The organism is Glutamicibacter arilaitensis Re117, from assembly GCF_000197735.1.
Lineage (GTDB): Bacteria > Actinomycetota > Actinomycetes > Actinomycetales > Micrococcaceae > Glutamicibacter > Glutamicibacter arilaitensis.
In genome coordinates, this window is record NC_014550.1 from 3,110,707 (window position 1) to 3,127,380 (window position 16,674).

At 57.0% G+C, this 16,674-nt stretch carries 19 protein-coding genes; 4 read left to right on the forward strand and 15 right to left on the reverse strand.

Translation table 11 applies throughout. From position 1 onward, the window contains the following. Positions 1-18: 18 nt before the first annotated feature. On the reverse strand, positions 19-225 hold the full coding sequence (locus AARI_RS14855; RefSeq protein WP_041649024.1) for a helix-turn-helix domain-containing protein: 207 nt from the start codon (positions 223-225) through the stop codon (positions 19-21). A gap of 226 nt (positions 226-451) precedes the next feature. Here AARI_RS14855 and AARI_RS14860 point away from each other — a divergent pair, with 226 nt between their 5' ends. Further along, positions 452-934 carry an Lrp/AsnC family transcriptional regulator gene (locus AARI_RS14860; RefSeq protein WP_013350095.1) on the forward strand — a complete coding sequence of 161 codons (483 nt, stop codon included), beginning with the start codon at positions 452-454 and terminating at the stop codon, positions 932-934. A gap of 76 nt (positions 935-1,010) precedes the next feature. Here AARI_RS14860 and AARI_RS14865 read toward each other — a convergent pair whose 3' ends face one another. The 5 genes from AARI_RS14865 to AARI_RS14885 all read right to left on the reverse strand — a co-directional run bounded on the left by AARI_RS14865 (position 1,011) and on the right by AARI_RS14885 (position 6,756). Further along, the gene (locus AARI_RS14865) at positions 1,011-2,216 is read right to left on the reverse strand and encodes an MFS transporter (protein ID WP_081461168.1); all 1,206 of its coding nucleotides are present in this window, start codon (positions 2,214-2,216) and stop codon (positions 1,011-1,013) included. A 2-nt stretch (positions 2,217-2,218) separates the two neighbouring features. Beyond that, the gene (locus AARI_RS14870) at positions 2,219-2,623 is read right to left on the reverse strand and encodes an arsenate-mycothiol transferase ArsC (protein ID WP_013350097.1); all 405 of its coding nucleotides are present in this window, start codon (positions 2,621-2,623) and stop codon (positions 2,219-2,221) included. A 154-nt stretch (positions 2,624-2,777) separates the two neighbouring features. Beyond that, positions 2,778-4,301 carry an APC family permease gene (locus AARI_RS14875; protein ID WP_013350098.1) on the reverse strand — a complete coding sequence of 508 codons (1,524 nt, stop codon included), beginning with the start codon at positions 4,299-4,301 and terminating at the stop codon, positions 2,778-2,780. A gap of 151 nt (positions 4,302-4,452) precedes the next feature. Next, on the reverse strand, positions 4,453-5,325 hold the full coding sequence (locus AARI_RS14880; protein WP_013350099.1) for a universal stress protein: 873 nt from the start codon (positions 5,323-5,325) through the stop codon (positions 4,453-4,455). A gap of 3 nt (positions 5,326-5,328) precedes the next feature. Continuing rightward, positions 5,329-6,756: a flavin monoamine oxidase family protein gene (locus AARI_RS14885; RefSeq protein WP_013350100.1), complete on the reverse strand. Its 1,428-nt coding sequence runs from the start codon at positions 6,754-6,756 to the stop codon at positions 5,329-5,331. 106 nt (positions 6,757-6,862) lie between these two features. Here AARI_RS14885 and AARI_RS14890 point away from each other — a divergent pair, with 106 nt between their 5' ends. Next, positions 6,863-7,510, forward strand: a complete 648-nt coding sequence (locus AARI_RS14890) for a TetR/AcrR family transcriptional regulator (protein WP_013350101.1) — start codon at positions 6,863-6,865, stop codon at positions 7,508-7,510. Next, on the forward strand, positions 7,510-7,737 hold the full coding sequence (locus AARI_RS14895; RefSeq protein ID WP_041649027.1) for a LapA family protein: 228 nt from the start codon (positions 7,510-7,512) through the stop codon (positions 7,735-7,737). The genes AARI_RS14890 and AARI_RS14895 overlap by 1 nt, the downstream gene beginning before the upstream one ends. Here AARI_RS14895 and AARI_RS14900 read toward each other — a convergent pair. The 9 genes from AARI_RS14900 to AARI_RS14940 form a co-directional block, all read right to left on the reverse strand. Next, positions 7,734-7,922 carry a hypothetical protein gene (locus AARI_RS14900; RefSeq protein ID WP_013350103.1) on the reverse strand — a complete coding sequence of 63 codons (189 nt, stop codon included), beginning with the start codon at positions 7,920-7,922 and terminating at the stop codon, positions 7,734-7,736. The two genes, AARI_RS14895 and AARI_RS14900, sit on opposite strands and share 4 nt — an antisense overlap. Before the next feature lie 161 nt (positions 7,923-8,083). Then, positions 8,084-8,455, reverse strand: a complete 372-nt coding sequence (locus AARI_RS14905) for a hypothetical protein (protein WP_013350104.1) — start codon at positions 8,453-8,455, stop codon at positions 8,084-8,086. Positions 8,456-8,809: 354 nt separating this feature from the next. Continuing rightward, the gene (locus tag AARI_RS14910) at positions 8,810-9,055 is read right to left on the reverse strand and encodes a hypothetical protein (protein ID WP_013350105.1); all 246 of its coding nucleotides are present in this window, start codon (positions 9,053-9,055) and stop codon (positions 8,810-8,812) included. A gap of 199 nt (positions 9,056-9,254) precedes the next feature. After that, positions 9,255-9,743, reverse strand: a complete 489-nt coding sequence (locus AARI_RS14915; RefSeq protein ID WP_013350106.1) for an Lrp/AsnC family transcriptional regulator — start codon at positions 9,741-9,743, stop codon at positions 9,255-9,257. Then, a complete protein-coding gene (locus AARI_RS14920) occupies positions 9,740-10,309 on the reverse strand; it encodes a DedA family protein (RefSeq protein WP_013350107.1) in 570 nt (189 codons plus the stop codon). Before AARI_RS14920 ends, AARI_RS14915 begins: the two co-directional genes overlap by 4 nt. Positions 10,310-10,311: 2 nt before the next feature. Next, positions 10,312-11,568 carry an MFS transporter gene (locus AARI_RS14925; RefSeq protein ID WP_013350108.1) on the reverse strand — a complete coding sequence of 419 codons (1,257 nt, stop codon included), beginning with the start codon at positions 11,566-11,568 and terminating at the stop codon, positions 10,312-10,314. Positions 11,569-11,575: 7 nt separating this feature from the next. Then, positions 11,576-12,700 carry an NAD(P)/FAD-dependent oxidoreductase gene (locus AARI_RS14930; RefSeq protein WP_162094126.1) on the reverse strand — a complete coding sequence of 375 codons (1,125 nt, stop codon included), beginning with the start codon at positions 12,698-12,700 and terminating at the stop codon, positions 11,576-11,578. Positions 12,701-12,709: 9 nt separating this feature from the next. Further along, positions 12,710-13,027 carry a bifunctional 3-phenylpropionate/cinnamic acid dioxygenase ferredoxin subunit gene (locus AARI_RS14935; protein ID WP_013350110.1) on the reverse strand — a complete coding sequence of 106 codons (318 nt, stop codon included), beginning with the start codon at positions 13,025-13,027 and terminating at the stop codon, positions 12,710-12,712. A 95-nt stretch (positions 13,028-13,122) separates the two neighbouring features. Next, on the reverse strand, positions 13,123-14,052 hold the full coding sequence (locus AARI_RS14940; RefSeq protein ID WP_013350111.1) for a BadF/BadG/BcrA/BcrD ATPase family protein: 930 nt from the start codon (positions 14,050-14,052) through the stop codon (positions 13,123-13,125). Positions 14,053-14,658: 606 nt separating this feature from the next. On the opposite strand from AARI_RS14940, the gene AARI_RS14945 reads away from it, so the two are divergent. Then, positions 14,659-16,608, forward strand: a complete 1,950-nt coding sequence (locus tag AARI_RS14945) for a S8 family serine peptidase (RefSeq protein ID WP_013350112.1) — start codon at positions 14,659-14,661, stop codon at positions 16,606-16,608. Positions 16,609-16,674 lie beyond the last annotated feature (66 nt).

The window sequence follows — 16,674 nt, forward strand, 5'->3', positions numbered from 1 at the left end:
AAGCCACCACTAGTGCACTTAGGCCTGGGATTCGTTAGCGATATCGCTGCGGGCCTGAGCGTAGCGTTCCTCAATGTAGTTCTCCAGCGCTACGCGTTCCACGCGCCACATGCCCCGTCCACCAATTTGAATGGCTGGCAGTTCACCGCTTTTCACCAGGGCGCGAACCTGAGGAAGCTTTACATTCAGTTCCTCTGCCACGTCTTCTAACCGCAAAAACCTCATATCAAAAGGTTACTGTGCTTAGCGCTCATTTGATCTCAGATCAGGTAATTTGTGGACAAAAGATGATGATCTGCCCATTGACTTCTCCGCCGCTCCTTGCAGCAGGCCGGCATGCAACATAATCAGCCAATCCGCGCAACACATTTGGGATTCACTGGTCATATTGACTAAAATCTAAGTTGGTACTTATGCACGCGCAATACAACCTGTCACAGGAGACCAGCACATGAATTCGGATACGTATCAGCTCGATGAAACCGACCGACGTATCCTATTGGCACTCGACGCGGATCCACGCGTCCCCATCATGATGCTGGCACAACAGTTGGGACTTGCCCGCGGAACAGTGCAGACCCGATTGGAGCGCTTGGCCCATTCAGGTGCCTTGCGCCCGAACACCGCTCGAATCCTTCCTGCAGCTATGGGCCGTGGCGTAAGCGCCTTCGTTAGCGCAGAACTGAATCAGGCCAATTTGAATGATGCCATCGCGGCACTGCGCCAGATCCCAGAAGTGCTGGAATGCGTTGCACCTGCAGGCGATACCGACCTCTTGATTCGGGTGGCCGCCACCGACCCAGATGACCTATACCGCGTAAGTGAAGAAATCCGTTTGTGCCCGGGTATTACCCGCACTTCCACCTCAATGATTCTGCGCGATGTCATCCCCTTCCGCACTACCGAGCTGCTCAAGAAGCTGAGCCGGGATTAATTCTTTTTCCCCGCTCAGGCCAATGCGTGAACGCCGTTGCCGTCACCTTAGAGGTGATCGGCAACGGCGTTTGGCATTATGGGCTGTTCCGGACTTCTTCAAGGACGACATTCGGCAGATATTTCCGTGAGCGGTACACCTGCATCATCGACAGCAGACAGAGCACCGCAAGTATCCCGATGAATATCGCGGGGTGGGCAATAGAGCGCCACAGGGCGAAGAAGGTCGGGAAGGTGAACCCGATGAAACAGCACATGTAGAATCTGCCGGTCAATTTTCCAACGTCGGCGCTGCCAGCAAGATCCAAGACCTGGCTGAGCCCTGCAACCAGCAAAATGCCATTGGCCGCGCCAGCAATGACGAAAGCAATGGTTCCCAAGAATTCCGAACCGCTCAGGGACACCACGATCATCAGCAAGAGCCCTGCGAGCGAGGTAGCTAGCCCTGCCATCAGCAATTGGATTTTACCCAAGTCGTTGAATCGCTTCACGAATGGCTGGATCAAGGTTCCCATGCCCATGGTTACCGCTACCGCCAAGGTGGTGTAGAACAGGCTGGATTCACCTGCTCCATTGCTCAGTGCCGGGACGATAGCGAAGCCAGTTGCAGCCATCCCAAATACCCATGGAGCTGCGGGCAAGACGATGCGGTAGAAGCGCTGAAGATTCTCCGGAGTAGTTGGTTCTGCTCGTGAATGATTCCCTGCTAGGTCAACAGAAGAGTCTTCTTTGGCAGTGAATAGCAGCAATAACCAGGCGAAAGCCGCTACGCCGTGAACCGAATATGCCAGTTCGGGACTCGCTGTTGCACCGACGATAGCTCCGGAGATTACCGGGCCAAGCGCGAACCCCAGCGACGTGCATAGCGCCGCACGAGTTGCTCCGGCAGGTCCTGGGCTGATCAGCTTCACCCAGCTGGTGATGGCAACCATGGCCAGGCCCATGCCAAAGCCGGTAAAGACGCGTCCGGCATACAACCCAGAGTCGTGCATCGATCCGAAGATCAGCCCGGCAGATCCGAGAATTGAGCACATCAGCGCCAGCAGGGAAAACGGCTTGCGCCCGAATTTGTCGGCTAGCGGGCCGCCGAAAGCCAACGCGGGAATCATCCCCAGCAGGTAGCTGGCCATGACGAGCATCGCTTCGAACTCGCTGAGCTCACGGAATTGCTGGTACCAGCTGATCAGCGAGACGTATTGGTTGGCACACCAACCGGTGAGTACAAGGCACGCACTAGGAAGCCACCATGGAGTTGTCTTGTTGGTGGTTGAGCGAAGGTTGATTTTTACCGCTCCAACTCGTGGAACAGTTCACGCACACGGTCAGCGATTTCATCACGGATCATGTTCATTCGTTCGGCGCCAGTGATGCCGTCTTCGCTTGGCTCGTAAGTCACCCAGCGTTCGGTTTTGATCGCCGAGTCGAATTGCGGGTTCGCATCCGATCCGAGGATCACTACCCGGTCGACCTGCCCGACAAGGCTGGGGTCGATGCCCTTAGGCGTTCCCTGGGACATGTCGGCACCAGCTTGTGAAAGCGATTCAACCGCTTCTTGGTTGATACCTGAACCTGGGTTGGTTCCAGCAGAATAGCTGGTCACTTTCCCTTCAGAAATGTAGTCCATCAATGCGGCCGCCATTTGCGATTTGCCGGCATTGCGAGAGCAGATGAAAAGTACCGAGTTAGCCATGAACCTATTGAACCATTCACCGAGCAAATAAGAGCCTTAAGGTTTCAAGGTTGCGAAGCAAGGCACCTGCCGCCCATGGCGTCAATCTCGTCCATAAGTGCTTTGAGCCACCGGCGACCAAGTCGCAGGTGGCTCAATGCGTTTTATCCCAGCGCTATTTCAGCACCTTGTACGTCTTGATGGTCTCTCCACGGAAGAACGCGGGCCGGCGTATCCGCATCCACAACATGATGGCCACGCCGATCAACAGCACGCCACCCCCGAGGATGAACACCATACCTACTCCCCCAATGTTCGAACCCGAGCCGTACTCCGGATCCATGGATTCAATCGCAGTAGCAAAGAACATCACCAGCAGCACGACGCCGCCCAACAGCGGAGCCAAGAACTTGCAGAAGAAGTTTCTGGCATTGGCGAACAGCTCCCCACGAAAGTACCAGACACAAGCCAAAGCGGTCAGTCCGTAGTAGAAGCAAATCATCAGGCCCAGCGCGGTGATGGTATCCCACAACGCATTCTCCGAAAGCAGCCGGGTAATCACATAGAATGCTGCCGCCGCGGCGGCTGCCGCAAAGGTCGCTACCGACGGGGACATGAAGCGAGCAGAAATCTTGGCGAAGCTCGATGGCAACGCCTTGTAGTAGCCCATGGCCAGCAAGGTACGCGCCGGAGAAACCATAGTGGACTGCAGGGAAGCCGCCGAGGAGGACAAGATCGCCAAGGACATCAGGATGGCCAACGGCCCCATGATCGGTCCGGAAAGCACCGCAAAAATGGATTCTTGGTTCTCCGGGTTGCCTGCACCCAGACCGGTTGTCCCCACACCGGCCCAGTAGATCACCCCGATGGAGACAGCCAGGTACAGGGCGATGATCACCAGCACGGTCCAGGTGGCACCTTGGCCGGGGACCTTCTTCGGGTTTGTGGTTTCCTCGTTCATGGTCAGGGTGACGTCCCAGCCCCAGAACACGAAGATGGACAATGAAATGCCAGCGGCGAACGCAGTGAAGGAATCGATGCCAGTCGGGTCAAACATCTGCCAGGTAATGGGCGTTGCATCATTGGGCGTATTGGAGGTCAATGCCATGTAGGCGAAGAGCAACAGCACGCCCACCTGGAACCCGACCAAGAGGTATTGGAAGACTTTGGTGGTATTCATTCCCCGGTAAGAGATGCAGGCAGCCACCGCAATGAATACCAGTGTGGTGGGGATATTGATCCAGAGGTTGTTAGTCAGGTCCGCAATCCACTGCTGGCCGGTGATCTGGGCAATCAGGATATAAAAGAAGTCAACTGCCACGGCGGCCAGATTGGACAGCACAATCACCGTCGCGGCGATCAAGCCCCATCCGCCCATCCAGCCAATCATGGGGCCAAAAGCCCTGGTAGCCCAGGTGAAGGAGGTACCCGAATCCGGCATGGCATTATTCAGCTCGCGGTAGCCCAATGCCACCAGGAGCATCGGGAGGAAGCCGGCCAGCAGGATCGCTGGAAGGCTGGTACCCACTTCAGCCACGGTAGCCCCCAAACCTGCAGTGAGGGTATAGGCCGGGGCGATGCAGGAAATGCCGATAACGACAAGTCCCAAGACCCCTACGGTGCCTTTGGAAAGTCCTTTTTCGTGCAATCCGCTCTCGGAATGTGCAGGCGGCGATGCCTGACTCAGGTCTTGCGACATGGTGATTACCTTAAATTATTAATGAGGTGTCCGTGCGTCGGTCAGAAGTACCGAGCCACCTTCCAAATCGTTCAGAGGGACACGGATCTGCTAAAGGCAGACCAACTGTGTCCGAGGACAAAGGGATCGTGCAGGAATTATGTGTTTACGGTCAGCCGTTGGCATCAAGTGTTGGGATTACGCCTATCGGGACATTCAACTGGCTGAGAATCCGTTGGGCCTTGGCCCCGATGAACAAACGGCGCGGGGTTGCCAGCCTGGCCGAACCAAGCAGGGCCAGATCGCCGTCCTGCCAAGATAGCTGGGCGGTAGCTTCGTCTAGGCCGGTACCAGAGACCACTTCGATGGCCGCGTTCAACCCCAGTGATTGCGTCAGTTCGCGAAGATAACTCTCGGTAGCAGCAAGATGCGAATCCAGTTCTTGAGCCGGGTCAGCCATTTCCGCATGGGCCACCAAAGTGGCCACACGAAGCGGCAGCGAGCAGGCTGCAGCAATTCGTGCTGAGAGGTCGATGACGTCCCGAGCGCCTGGTCGGTCTCCGACAAAGGCGGTCAACCGGGTAATCTTCCCGTCTGCCGCACGCAGCGTAGCCAGCGAAGCCGGCGATGACATGAACACGGCCATCGGTGAAGAGTGCAACAAGGCATTGGCGATGGCCCCTGGTGTGAAGAACCCCGCCCGGTGGCGCTTGCGTCCGCCAAGCACGATGCCGTGGGCCCCGAACTCTTCGCCCAATGCGATGAGCCCTTCGGCCACAGAAGGCACGGAGCGGGCTACCACCGAAGTGCTGATTGAGTCGGGAACCATGGCCAGCGCTTCGGAGGCCCAACGATCTACTTGGGCTGAGAGGATGGAAGAAAATCCATGATCCCCACCCGGGTAGACAGCGCTGAACGGGGTCGCCGCGGGCAGCACGATGGCAATGCGCAAGGATGCGTCGCGGGTACCGGCCACCAGGGCGCTGGCCAGTTCAATAGCTTCGGCACCGCGTTGATCCGCGGTGTATCCTACGAGTAATTTCATGGTTTAGGCGTTGACCTTGTCTTTGCCTGCGGTCAGCGTGGCCACTCCGTCATAGCTCTGGTCATAGGTGGTTCCATCCAGTGCTGCAATGATTCGTGCGGCACTGCGCCGACCCATGCGAACCGCTCCATCCACGTGCTGGAAGCCTTCGCCTGCCAGATCCGAGGAGGAGAAGTAGATCGGACCGACATTCTCGTTTTGCGCTGGGCCAAAGCGGTGCAGTCCGCCCAGGTCATAGCTGGTGGCATAGGCGCCGCGAGTCCACTCTTCGGCGGCGAAGTCCGAGAGGTAGAAGACTTTCGGTTCCAGGGCCTTCTCGCCCAGGTACGCGGCCATGGCCTTGAGGATCGCAGCGCGGCGCTGCTCCTCATCCAGTTCCCACATGGCATCGGCGTTCAAATCCGAGATGAATCCAACCAGGGTGCCCGTCTCTTCACCAATGTAGGTGTTGTCGTAGAGCTCCTGGACCAAGCTGTTGGGTCCGAAACAGGTTCCTGACAATCCTTCATTGCGCCAGAACGGGGTCTCGTAGACAGCATGGACCTTGATCACCAGTCCCATCGACTGGTGCTGGTGGGTAATTTGCTGCTTGCGAGGCAGCGCCGGAACATAGGAGATGCGCGAGTACAGGTTTGGCGGCACCGCCAGCACAACCTTCTTGGCCGAGACCGTGATGCTGCTGCCATGAGCAACCACTGCATCTTCAGACCATTCGAGCTTCAGCACAGGGTTGTTCAGGAAGACAATATCTTCTCCCAGCCTTTCGGCCATGGCCTTGGAAACGCCCTGCATGGAACCCACAATGCGCCGGTCCAGGATGAAGTCCTCATCCACCAAGTTGTCGAAGGATCCGGCCGAGGAGGCCATGAGCACAGCTTGCAGGGCAGAGAAGGTATGAGCTGGCTTGGTCAGCATGCCGCCGGCAATGAACAGTCCCACGTTGTTGCAGGCCAGCTCATCGGTGCAGTGCTGCCGCAGGAAATGGTGGAAGGAAATCTTATCCAGTTCTTCTGCCTGCGGGTGTTCCCATGGCTTGTCAGGATCCATGTCAGCAGCCAGCTCATTCATGAGCTTTACCAGCTTGTCCATTTCGGCCACGGTACTTTCGGCCACGGGGAAGTCCGCCCCTTCATAGGCGATCGCCTCGCCTTCCTCGGTGAGGTACACGCTCTTGCCTTCTTTATAGCGTTCAAAGGTTTCGATGCCCAGTTCATTGATCAGCGAGTAGAGTCCGGTCTGGTCTGGACTGATCCATTGGCCGCCGATTTCGATGGTTGCACCGTCCATGACATCAGTCCAGGTACGTCCGCCCACGCGGTCCCGGGCTTCGAGCACTGCTACGGACTTGCCAGCCTTGTTCAGTTCATAAGCTGCACTCAGTCCGGAGGGCCCAGCTCCGATGACGACGACGTCGCGTTCTAAATGTTCCATGTTCGACTCCCTTGAACAATAAAATGAATCCGATTCATTTACCTGTCATATAGCATAGAGTACGAACATCCAGTTGTGAAGCAACCCACGTCAGGAAGAGATACGCATGAGCGAGACGGAAGCGAGGCGAGCCGGCCGTCCCCGCAAGGCAGTGCTTAACCGCGAACGCATTACCGAGCATGCGCTGGAACTCGTTTCCGACGATGGCTACGAGTCTTTTACCATGCAGCGACTGGCTAAATCCTTAGGTGTCTCACCCTCAGCCCTGTACAACCATGTCGATTCCAAAAACGACCTTTTGCAGTGGATCCAGGAACTGGTCATGGCCGATATCGATACGTCAGTTTTTGACGAAGCAGATATCAAGGAAGCATTGCTCCAATGGGCCACGAGCTACCGCAACGTCTTCGCGCGGCATATTCCCTTGATTCCGGTTATTGCGGTACTGCCCGTTTCCGATTCACCGCGCACCTTGGGCATGTACGAGCGCGTTGCTGAAGCGCTGAGCGATTACGGCATGGCAGAGAGCGAAGTTGTTCCAACAATTGTCGCACTGGAGTCATTCATCTTTGGTTCGGCTATGGACACGGCTGCTCCACATGACATTTTCGATACCCGAAACCATCAGGACCTCACCCCGCATTTCACCCAGGCGGTGGCAGCGCAACGGCGATCGAAGCTAAATACCAGCGACGATTCATTCCAGCACGGGCTTTCGGCTCTCGTGACCGGACTACTAGCGATTCGGAGTTGATGTTGAGCTACCATCCTGAACAACGAAAGCCCCGTAAAGGCCCCGCTCCCAAGCAATGGGCCGCGATTGCGCTAGTAATCGTCGCGCTGGTCTTCATCTTGCAGAACTTGACCTTCGTGCGTGTGGAATTCTTCCTGATCCACTCCACGGCTCCGCTCTGGCTTATCTTGCTCATCACCTTGGCCGTAGGCTATGCCATCGGGCGGTTCTCCGGAAGACGCGGCTAATCTTCGAGGATTGCCCACTCCCCCACTTGCTCATTATCGGAGTCGTAGACATCCTCCTGAGCGCCGGCAACGATCGGATACATGGCGACGTTCGTTGACCAATCGCGCAGAATCTTCTGAAGCTCTTCCAACGGCTTGAGCTGCATGTTCTCGGTATCGAAGTTAACTTCCAAAACAAAACGCATGGCTGCTCCATCCTTCTCGTTGCCGCCATCCTATGCCCGCAAGCCAAGAATTACGAGACTTGTCCCAAACGCTTTGGTGCAGTATGCATTGTGTATGGAGAATCGAAAACGGGACCCCGAAGTGCCTTCGGAATCCCGTTTTCTAGAAATGCTTTGGAGTGCTACTGGGATGCGCCCATGTAGGTCAGCGACTGGATAGCTTCATTGCCACCGATCTTGTACAGCGCCAGCACCAGGCCACCGAAGACAATGCCCATGACGGCGGAGAATCCAAGGGAGATCTTGACCAGGGAACGTACTTCGCCTCGGCCGACTTCTGCTTCATCATTCAGGTAGCGAACTGCGCCTTGGCTGAAGCTGGCTGCTGGTGTCAATGCTGGAACGGGAGCGGCAATCAAGTTCGAAGCGCTGTCGATCGCTCCGTCACGCAGGTATGCAACAGTCATGCGGTTCTTACGATCCTGGCGAAACTTGACGATGCTGGCACCATGGCGCGCCAAAAGAATATCTTCGCCGAGGGGGATCGAAGCCATTGCTGTTGCTCCTAAATAATTTTCATTGACGCATTTCCAGTCATATCCATCATTTCCGACCATTTATCTATTGAGAAGTGCTTTGTTCAGAAGCCCACATGCACTTGTGATGCAATCCGCATGTTTTCGGGGCTAAATCGTGTTTTCTGGTGACCGGGGACATAGTTTTAGAGAATTGTTCTTCACTAATTATTTGGCGTCATTTCTCCTGCCGCCGACTAGTTTCCCGATCATATATCCTGAATTGTTCACGGCCTATAAATGCGGTGGCCAGCACGCATTTTCTTCAAGACGCACTTGAGCCCCCGTCCAAAATGGACGGGGGCTCAAATGACTCTTTAGATCAAAGCAAACCTAAGCTGCTTTGAGATCCTGGCCATCGCGTTTGCGCTGGCGCTTTGCTGCGCGAATCTGCATTGCCAAATCATGATTCGACAGGTCCTCTGGCGAAGCAACACCACGTTTGCGCGCCTTAGCTATCAAAACTTGGCGAATCTCAGCCTTATGCGTGCGCTTGTAGCGCATAACCAGCACGGCGGTTGAGACTGATAAAACAATCAGCATCACCAGTGCAGTGAATACAGCTGCATCAAAATTCATAGTCTTCTCGACCTCCCCATTCTTTCAGTAGTAGCTGCGGTGGGGCCGTCGCCTTGCTGGGCAATCTTTCCCAACGGACAACGGGCCGCAGCGTACTAAGAGAAGAACAACAAGTTTAGCATGTTTCTTCGAAGAATGCAGTGTCGGGAGTAACTCCTGCGAACACCTGGTTCACGCAAAAAGTCGCCAAGAGTCAAGGCTAGAACTCTCCGCTGCCGTGTCCATGTTCGAATACCAGGGATGTCTGGGTGGTCGCGACCGCAGGATTAGCAGAAAGGTTGTCGAGCACGAACTGCCGCACATCCGAGGAGTTGCGCACCGCGACGTGCAGTACGAAGTCATCTGCGCCGCCGAGGAAGAATAGCTGTCGCACACCGGGCTTGCTGCGCATGTCAGAGGCGAAGTTGGACATCAAATGGCGAGCGCCGGGGCGGATCTTCACAAAGATCAAGGCTTCTAGTTCCCGGCCCAGCACCTGTGGGTCCACCTCAATGGTGAAACGGGAGATCACACCGGAATCGCGTAAGGCATTTAGCCGTGCCAGGCAGGTTGACGGGGCTATCCCCAGCTCTTCAGCCAAGGAATTATTCGTCCGCCGCGAGTTCTTGGTCAGCAGCGCCAGCAGCTTCCGATCAATGTCATCCAGCTGCGCTGCTCGGCTCTCACGTCCGGATCCACTCATCGTCATTCAGCCGCACCTGCTCCCATTTGTCGCGGTTCGCTTGATTCATCATACGACCGGTCAATCGTTGATTCCGCCGTACTGCGGCTAGGGGCATCATCTTCTTGCCGATTGCGGCGGCGCAAGCGCAACATCAGGAACACCACCACGCCGATTACCACGGTCCCTGCTACCAGCCATGGCCAGTCCAAGGCGATCCAGGCATAGATGACCGCCATGCCAACCGTGGTGTAGATCAGCGCCCAGAGCAGGGATCCGATGATGACCGCCGGCAAGTACCGCCGCAACGGCATGCGGCTGGCACCAGCCGAAGCATTCACCGCCGTTTGAATGCCGATGGTCAGAAAACTCAGTGGAACTGCCAGCACGCCCCAGCGACTGATGAATCGCTGGGCACGCCGATAGCCCGGACCTTGCAGATGCTTATCGAAACGCGTGCGCTCCATGCCCTTGGCTATCCCCCGACCAACCCAATAGGTCGCGTTTCCGCGGGCAAAAGCCCCGCAGAAAAAGAACGCAAACGTCAACGCGAACGGTGCGTCATTGACCAGCCATGAGATTGTCTCGAGCATGCTCAGGGGACGCTTTTAATCTGGCGAACCAGAACTGCACCGAAGAGGCTGACCACCACGGAGCATAGGAACAGTGTTGAGTAGCCACCGAACCAGGTAACTGCCAGCCATGCGATCAGCGGGGCAGCTACCTGCGGCAGCGAGTTGGCGATGTTGATCATGCCCAAGTCCTTGCCTCGCGAATCAGCGTTGGGCAGTACCTGGGTCAGCAGCGCAAAGTCCACGGCCAGGTAGGCTCCAAAGCCAATACCCAGCAGCACTGCTGCGATCACTGCGAAGGTGAATGTCGAAGAAACTGCCAAGACACCTGCAGCGGCGGCGACAATCACCGAGGAGATGATCACGTACTTCTTGCGCTTGCCATCCTTATCCGAAAGCTTGCCGGAGATGACCGAGGAGAAGATCACGCAGAAAGCGTAGATCGCGGTCAGCACCAGCACGCCTTGGGCCGGGTCCGGGTGGCCGATTTCGTCTTGCAGGAAGAACAGCAGGTAGACCAGGCATAGCTGGCAGCCCAGATACAGCAAGAAGCGCGTCAGCCATGCCCATCCGAAGTCGGCGTGCTTGACCGGGTTGATCCAGAAGCTCTTGGCGAACTCCAGCGGCTTGATTGGCTCCAGCGTTCCCTTGGGCAGCGCCACGTCCTGGCGCATCAGCACGAACGGAATGGAACAGATCGCCACGGCGGTAGCCACGATAGCGTAGCCGAAAACAAGATTGCTCGCAGCGACCATGCCGATCACCGCGCCAATCAGCGAACCGCAGGTCTGGCCCAGGGCAACTAGCCCGCCAACCATTCCGCGCTGCTCTACCGGCACCTTGTCCGGGATCGCGGCGAAGATTGCAGCCAGTGCGGCATTGCCGGCTGCTTGCATCAGCGCCCAGCCGATGACCAGCATGCTCACGGTCTGCGCAGTGGACATCAGTAGCAAGGCCAGCGCACCGCAGATGGTGCCGAAGAAGACCCATGGTATGCGGCGCCCGAATTTCGAAGTGCTTCGGTCACTCAGTGCACCGAAGAGCGGATTGGCAACCAACGAGACGGCTGCACCCACACCGGTGACTAGGGAGAGGATCGCGTTCTTCTGGCTGGCATCCAGCTGTTCTGCATGCAAGCCCAGCAAGACCTGGATGGGAGCGAAAAAGCCCACATTGATGCCTATATGGACTATGACAACCGCGGCGATCCAACCTGGGCCAACGCGTTCGCTAGGCGCTTGCAAGGCAAGTGGAACCTTGAAGGGTTCTGCTGCACTCATAGAATTCTTACCGGCCTAACTCGCGAGGACCCACCGTTGGGTCCTTCAACTGTTCAACGCTTGGGGTCAGCGATTTTTCGATTAGCCGTCTGACGGCCTTAGCCATCAAGCCACCATCAATCATGGAAGCGGAAACCAGTGAGCCGTCGGCATCCAGCCCGAAGACCGTCTGGATCCTGCCCCGGCGGTTCATCCGGGTCACGGTGCGGGTGGCTTTGCTGAAGTCCCCAACGGTTTCCACATGCATTTCGTGGCGGTCGCTCCAGAACCAAGGGACCGAGCGTTTGGGTGCGGCAGTGCCCATGATGGTGGCCGCTGCTTGGGCGGCATCTTCCATGGCCGATTCCCAATGCACCGCGCGCGGCTGGTTTTCCTGCCGCGCGGCATCACCGATCGCCAGCACCTGCGAGTTGCTCGGCGAACGCTGTTGCGCGTCCACCAGAATTCCGTCAGCTACGCTCAAGCCCAGCTGTTCGGCGAGCGCAGTTTCCGGTTCGACGCCGATAGCCGCCACGATCAGTTCTGCTTCGTGGCGCTGGCCATCGACCACGACGTGGTTTGGACCCACTTCAGTGACCGCTCCGCTGAGGGTGGCTATGCCGTGGTTGGCATGATCTGCGTGCAGCTGTTCGGCAAGCTCCTGGCCCAGCACATGGGCCAGAGGAGCGGCAGAGCTGGAAATCAGGGTGACCTGCGCGCCGGACATCTTGGCAGTAGAAGCGAATTCGGCGCCTACCAGTCCCGCTCCGATGACAAGCACGCGTTGGCCGAACATTCCCGATTCCAAGACGTCTGAAATAAAGGCTGCGTCAGCGGCACTGTGCAAACTGCGTGCAAGGTGTCCGCCGGAGACATCCAATGCCTTGGGCGTGGTGCCGGTAGCCAGCACTAGCCAGTCTTCAGCCGACTGCGGCAGCTGCAGGTTTTCCACTTCTTCCTGGATTAGACCGACGTTGTTCTGCTGGTACCAGGACAGCGGTGCAAACGGTTCAACCTGCAGGGATTTGCTCAGCGGAGGGCGGTCATAGGGCAGACCTTGGGCATCGCTGATCTTGATGGATCCGGGGTAGTTCTGCTGCACCAGATGCCGGGCCAGGGTGTACCCGGCGACCCCGCCTCCGATAATGTGCACTGAAAGCATCTAGACTTCAAGCTCCAAGAAGCCGTCCACGACGTTTACCTTGTAGGTCCGGGCATCCACGGTAGCTGGCATGCACAGCACCTTGCCGGTCTTCAAGTCGAAGCTCGATGAGTGCAACGGGCATTCCACGGTGCAGTCTTCGATCCAGCCATCGGAGAGCGACGCGACTTCGTGCGTGCATTCATCCTGCAGGGCATAGAAGTTGCCGTCTTCGGCGTGGAAGATCGCGATGTCTTCGCTCGCGCCGCTGTCTTTGGCTTCAACCAGCAGCGATTCGCCTTCTGGGATAAGATCTACGGGTCCGACTCGGAAACTCACGATGACTCCTTAATAATCACGACGTTTACCACTAATCTTGTCACCTATTGCGCAACAGCGCCTACTTGATGATGCGCGGCCCCGCTGTCAGCGATTTACCGCTGCGTTCCGAAGCGTGATACCAGCTCTTGCAAAGCATGATCCTCAGGTAGCCGCGACAGCCTTTGTGCACCGTCCAGCCCATTTCCGGAACTGTCTTGAAGCTGTGCGGCTGGGATTAGCCGCTCTAGTTCTTGGGCAAAGCTGTTCTTGACGTATTCACCGGCAAGCACTCCCCCGATGCCCGCGACCAATACCGGCCCGGCCCCCTGGGCCAAAGCTACTCGGCGCAATGCGGTTGCTGCTGAATTGGCCAGTTCACTTCCTGCACGCGCGCAGATCTGGGCGGCAATCGCATCGGTGGCGGCCAGGTCTGCGGCAACCTGAGCAAAGGAGGCAACCGTTGCTACCCGTTCCGGCATAGCTTGCAGTTCAATATAGGCTTCGGTCAGGTCTGGCCAGCGCGCGGCCAGCTGATCGGTCAGCGCCGTGGCAGGCCCCCGGCCGTCAAAACCACGCATCGCAGCGTCCATGGCTTGCTGGCCGATCCAGTAGCCACTGCCGATATCGCCCATGATGTGGCCCCACCCGTCGATTCGTGCCACGGCGTCGTGGCCCACTGCCAGGGTGACTACTCCGGTCCCTGCTGCAACAACAACCCCGTGATGGTCACCTAACGCACCTAGATAGCTGGTCACCGAGTCGTGAGCCAATGCGATTTGGCCAGTAGCTGGGGAATCGATGAGTTCAAAGAGCTGGCGGGCATCGTGTTCAGCTTTCACCAGTCCGGTGGTGCCTACGCTGATTACTGCGGAAGGCGCGTTGTGCTCCGCAATTGCTTGATTGATCGCACGGGCAAGTTGAGGAAGTACTGGTTCTTGGGTTTGTACGCCGGGAAAGCGAAGTTCTTGCGTCTCATCACCGTGCTCGAAACGCATTTTAATGCCGGTCTGCCCGCCGTCTACTGACAAAAGCCCAGATACCATTTACCTATTCCCTTCTTTGACCAGCTTCAGCCTACGCCTTCGGGGCTCATCGGGCTCGGCACTATTGCGCCTTACTGCTGCGCGATTCGATTCTTGCAATAAATGCGGCCTCTTCGAAGTTGGCTTGACCATCCCAGCCACCCACCTCACTGATCAGGTTCGGCGGAGAACAACCCCTTTCGATCTTGCGCATTCCCAAGAATTCGGTTTCTCAATGAATTAGATATCCAACTGAGCCTCTGCAATCGCATCTATCCGGCCAGATTTACCGGCCAAGATGCATCCAGTAAACTCCCCCTCATCTTTGGATAACTTCGCCTGCGTCGGATATTACTTGACACGTTTGCTGTAGTCAGATCAAATCTGAAAATTTTCATCCAAATTCTTCGACAAATAACTATCATTCATTTCGCTAATCCGTGATTCCGCCGGGGTACACGCACGTAAATATGTGAAACACCTTTTTAGTACATGTGTGAATATAAAAGATTTATTTGAGAAATACTTCCATTAGGTGTTACCGACCAGTTACGCTCCTACCGGCACACACCTGGTCGATTGATCACCGAACCTTGTGCGCCCAAAAACCCAACAAGGAGAACATCAATGGCACGTTTTTCTACCCCTCTTCGGAGAACCCTGGCCGTCTCTGCGGCCGTCGTGATCGGAATGAGCGGCTTCGGCGCCGGCGCATTGCCAGCCAACGCCGCCCCAGTAACCGCTCCGGCGGAAAAGTCCCTCCCCAAGGCTCAGGGAGAAGCAAAGGTCAAGATTGGCTCGGTCGAATCAGCTGAGTCCTACGACCAGTTCATCGTCACCTACAAGGCTTCAGCCAACACCGCTGGCAAGTCATCCCGCGCTAAGGCCTGGGGCAAAGCCGCCAAGGCAGCTGGCGTTTCCGTCAAGGAAATGCGCGCCATGGCCACCGGTGGTTTCGTAGTGAAGGCCGACGAAAAGCTCAAAGGCAATGGCGCCAAGGAGTTCATGGCCGATATCGCAAAATCTGGTCTTGTGGAGTCGGTGGAACCCGATGCCATCATGAAGATTTCCATGACGCCAAACGACACCCGGTACGACGAGCAGTGGCACTACAGCGGCACCAACGGAATGCGCCTGCCTTCAGCTTGGGACATCGCCACGGGCCAGGGCAGCATCGTCGCTGTCTTGGACACCGGCATCACCTCGCACTCGGATCTAAATGCAAATGTCATCTCCGGCTACGACTTCGTGTCCAGTTCTTCTTCGGCACGTGATGGCAACGGCCGCGACTCCAATCCTCAGGATGAAGGCGACTGGTACGCCGCCGGTGAATGCGGCGGTAGCTACGCGGGCAGCTCCTCCTGGCACGGCACCCACGTGGCGGGTACTGTCGCGGCTGTCACCAACAACTCCAGCGGTGTCGCTGGCGTTGCCCCGAACGCCAAGATCCAGCCAGTGCGTGTTCTGGCTAAGTGCGGCGGCAGCCTCTCTGACATCGCTGATGCAATCATTTGGGCTTCGGGCGGTTCAGTGTCCGGTGTTCCCAATAATCCAACCCCGGCAGACACCATCAATATGTCCCTAGGCGGTGGCGGCGCATGCGGCACCACCTATCAGTCAGCAATCAACGCTGCGGTTTCGCGCGGCACGTCGGTAGTCGTGGCCGCAGGCAACGAAAGCCAGAATGCTTCAAACTCTCGTCCAGCCAACTGCGATAACGTCATCACCGTAGCGGCCAGCAACCCATCGGGCGCACCGTCGTACTACACGAACTACGGTTCAGCCATTGACGTGACTGCACCAGGCGGCGACACCCGCTACTCCGGCCAGGGCGTACTTTCCACCATCAACACCGGTTCCACCACCCCATCAAGCCAGGGCTACGCTTTCTACCAGGGCACCTCCATGGCTACCCCGCACGTAGCGGGCATGGTCGCCTTGATGAAGTCGGTGGATCCTGCAATGTCCCCTGCCGCTGTTGAAACTGCATTGAAGCAGGGCACCCGCTCCATGCCAGGTGGTTGCAGTATCGGTTGCGGTGCAGGCCTGGTGGATGCCACCAAGATCATGAATGCGTCGGATGGCACCGAGCCAACTCCAAACCCAGATCCAGAGCCAAGCGGCAACCTGCTGCTGAACCCAGGTTTTGAAAGCGGATCTGACCACTGGACTGCTAACCGCGCTGACACCTTCGAGTCGGGTACGGCCGCCCGTTCCGGCAACGGACTGGCTGGCCTGAATGGCTGGGGCAATTCCAACACCTACACCTTGGATCAGAAGGTCACCATCCCAGCAGATGCCAGCAATGCACAGCTGAAGTTCTACCTACGCGTGCTGACCAATGAAGGTACTTCCTACAGCCAGTACGACAAGCTGACCGTACAGGTACTGGACGGCTATGGAACTTACAACATGGGCACCTGGTCTAACTTGGATGCCAGCTCCTCGTATCAGTTGCAGACTGTCGATCTGGACAACTTCCGCGGCAAGACCGTAACCCTGCGCTTCAAGGGCGTCGAAGACAGCTCGCAGGCTACCTTGTTCCGCATTGACGATGCATCGGTAACCGCCAACTAGCACCAAGCTCAATTTGATTCTTGCATGACAGGAGCGGGGCATCGGATTCTCATCCGATGCCCCGCT

Coding starts and splice junctions, on each gene's coding strand:
- AARI_RS14855 (WP_041649024.1), bottom strand. CDS start 225: ATGAGGTTTTTGCGGTTAGAAGACGTGGCAGAGGAACTGAATGTAAAG.
- AARI_RS14860 (WP_013350095.1), top strand. CDS start 452: ATGAATTCGGATACGTATCAGCTCGATGAAACCGACCGACGTATCCTA.
- AARI_RS14870 (WP_013350097.1), bottom strand. CDS start 2,623: ATGGCTAACTCGGTACTTTTCATCTGCTCTCGCAATGCCGGCAAATCG.
- AARI_RS14875 (WP_013350098.1), bottom strand. CDS start 4,301: ATGTCGCAAGACCTGAGTCAGGCATCGCCGCCTGCACATTCCGAGAGC.
- AARI_RS14880 (WP_013350099.1), bottom strand. CDS start 5,325: ATGAAATTACTCGTAGGATACACCGCGGATCAACGCGGTGCCGAAGCT.
- AARI_RS14885 (WP_013350100.1), bottom strand. CDS start 6,756: ATGGAACATTTAGAACGCGACGTCGTCGTCATCGGAGCTGGGCCCTCC.
- AARI_RS14890 (WP_013350101.1), top strand. CDS start 6,863: ATGAGCGAGACGGAAGCGAGGCGAGCCGGCCGTCCCCGCAAGGCAGTG.
- AARI_RS14895 (WP_041649027.1), top strand. CDS start 7,510: ATGTTGAGCTACCATCCTGAACAACGAAAGCCCCGTAAAGGCCCCGCT.
- AARI_RS14900 (WP_013350103.1), bottom strand. CDS start 7,922: ATGCGTTTTGTTTTGGAAGTTAACTTCGATACCGAGAACATGCAGCTC.
- AARI_RS14905 (WP_013350104.1), bottom strand. CDS start 8,455: ATGGCTTCGATCCCCCTCGGCGAAGATATTCTTTTGGCGCGCCATGGT.
- AARI_RS14910 (WP_013350105.1), bottom strand. CDS start 9,055: ATGAATTTTGATGCAGCTGTATTCACTGCACTGGTGATGCTGATTGTT.
- AARI_RS14915 (WP_013350106.1), bottom strand. CDS start 9,743: ATGACGATGAGTGGATCCGGACGTGAGAGCCGAGCAGCGCAGCTGGAT.
- AARI_RS14920 (WP_013350107.1), bottom strand. CDS start 10,309: ATGCTCGAGACAATCTCATGGCTGGTCAATGACGCACCGTTCGCGTTG.
- AARI_RS14925 (WP_013350108.1), bottom strand. CDS start 11,568: ATGAGTGCAGCAGAACCCTTCAAGGTTCCACTTGCCTTGCAAGCGCCT.
- AARI_RS14940 (WP_013350111.1), bottom strand. CDS start 14,052: ATGGTATCTGGGCTTTTGTCAGTAGACGGCGGGCAGACCGGCATTAAA.
- AARI_RS14945 (WP_013350112.1), top strand. CDS start 14,659: ATGGCACGTTTTTCTACCCCTCTTCGGAGAACCCTGGCCGTCTCTGCG.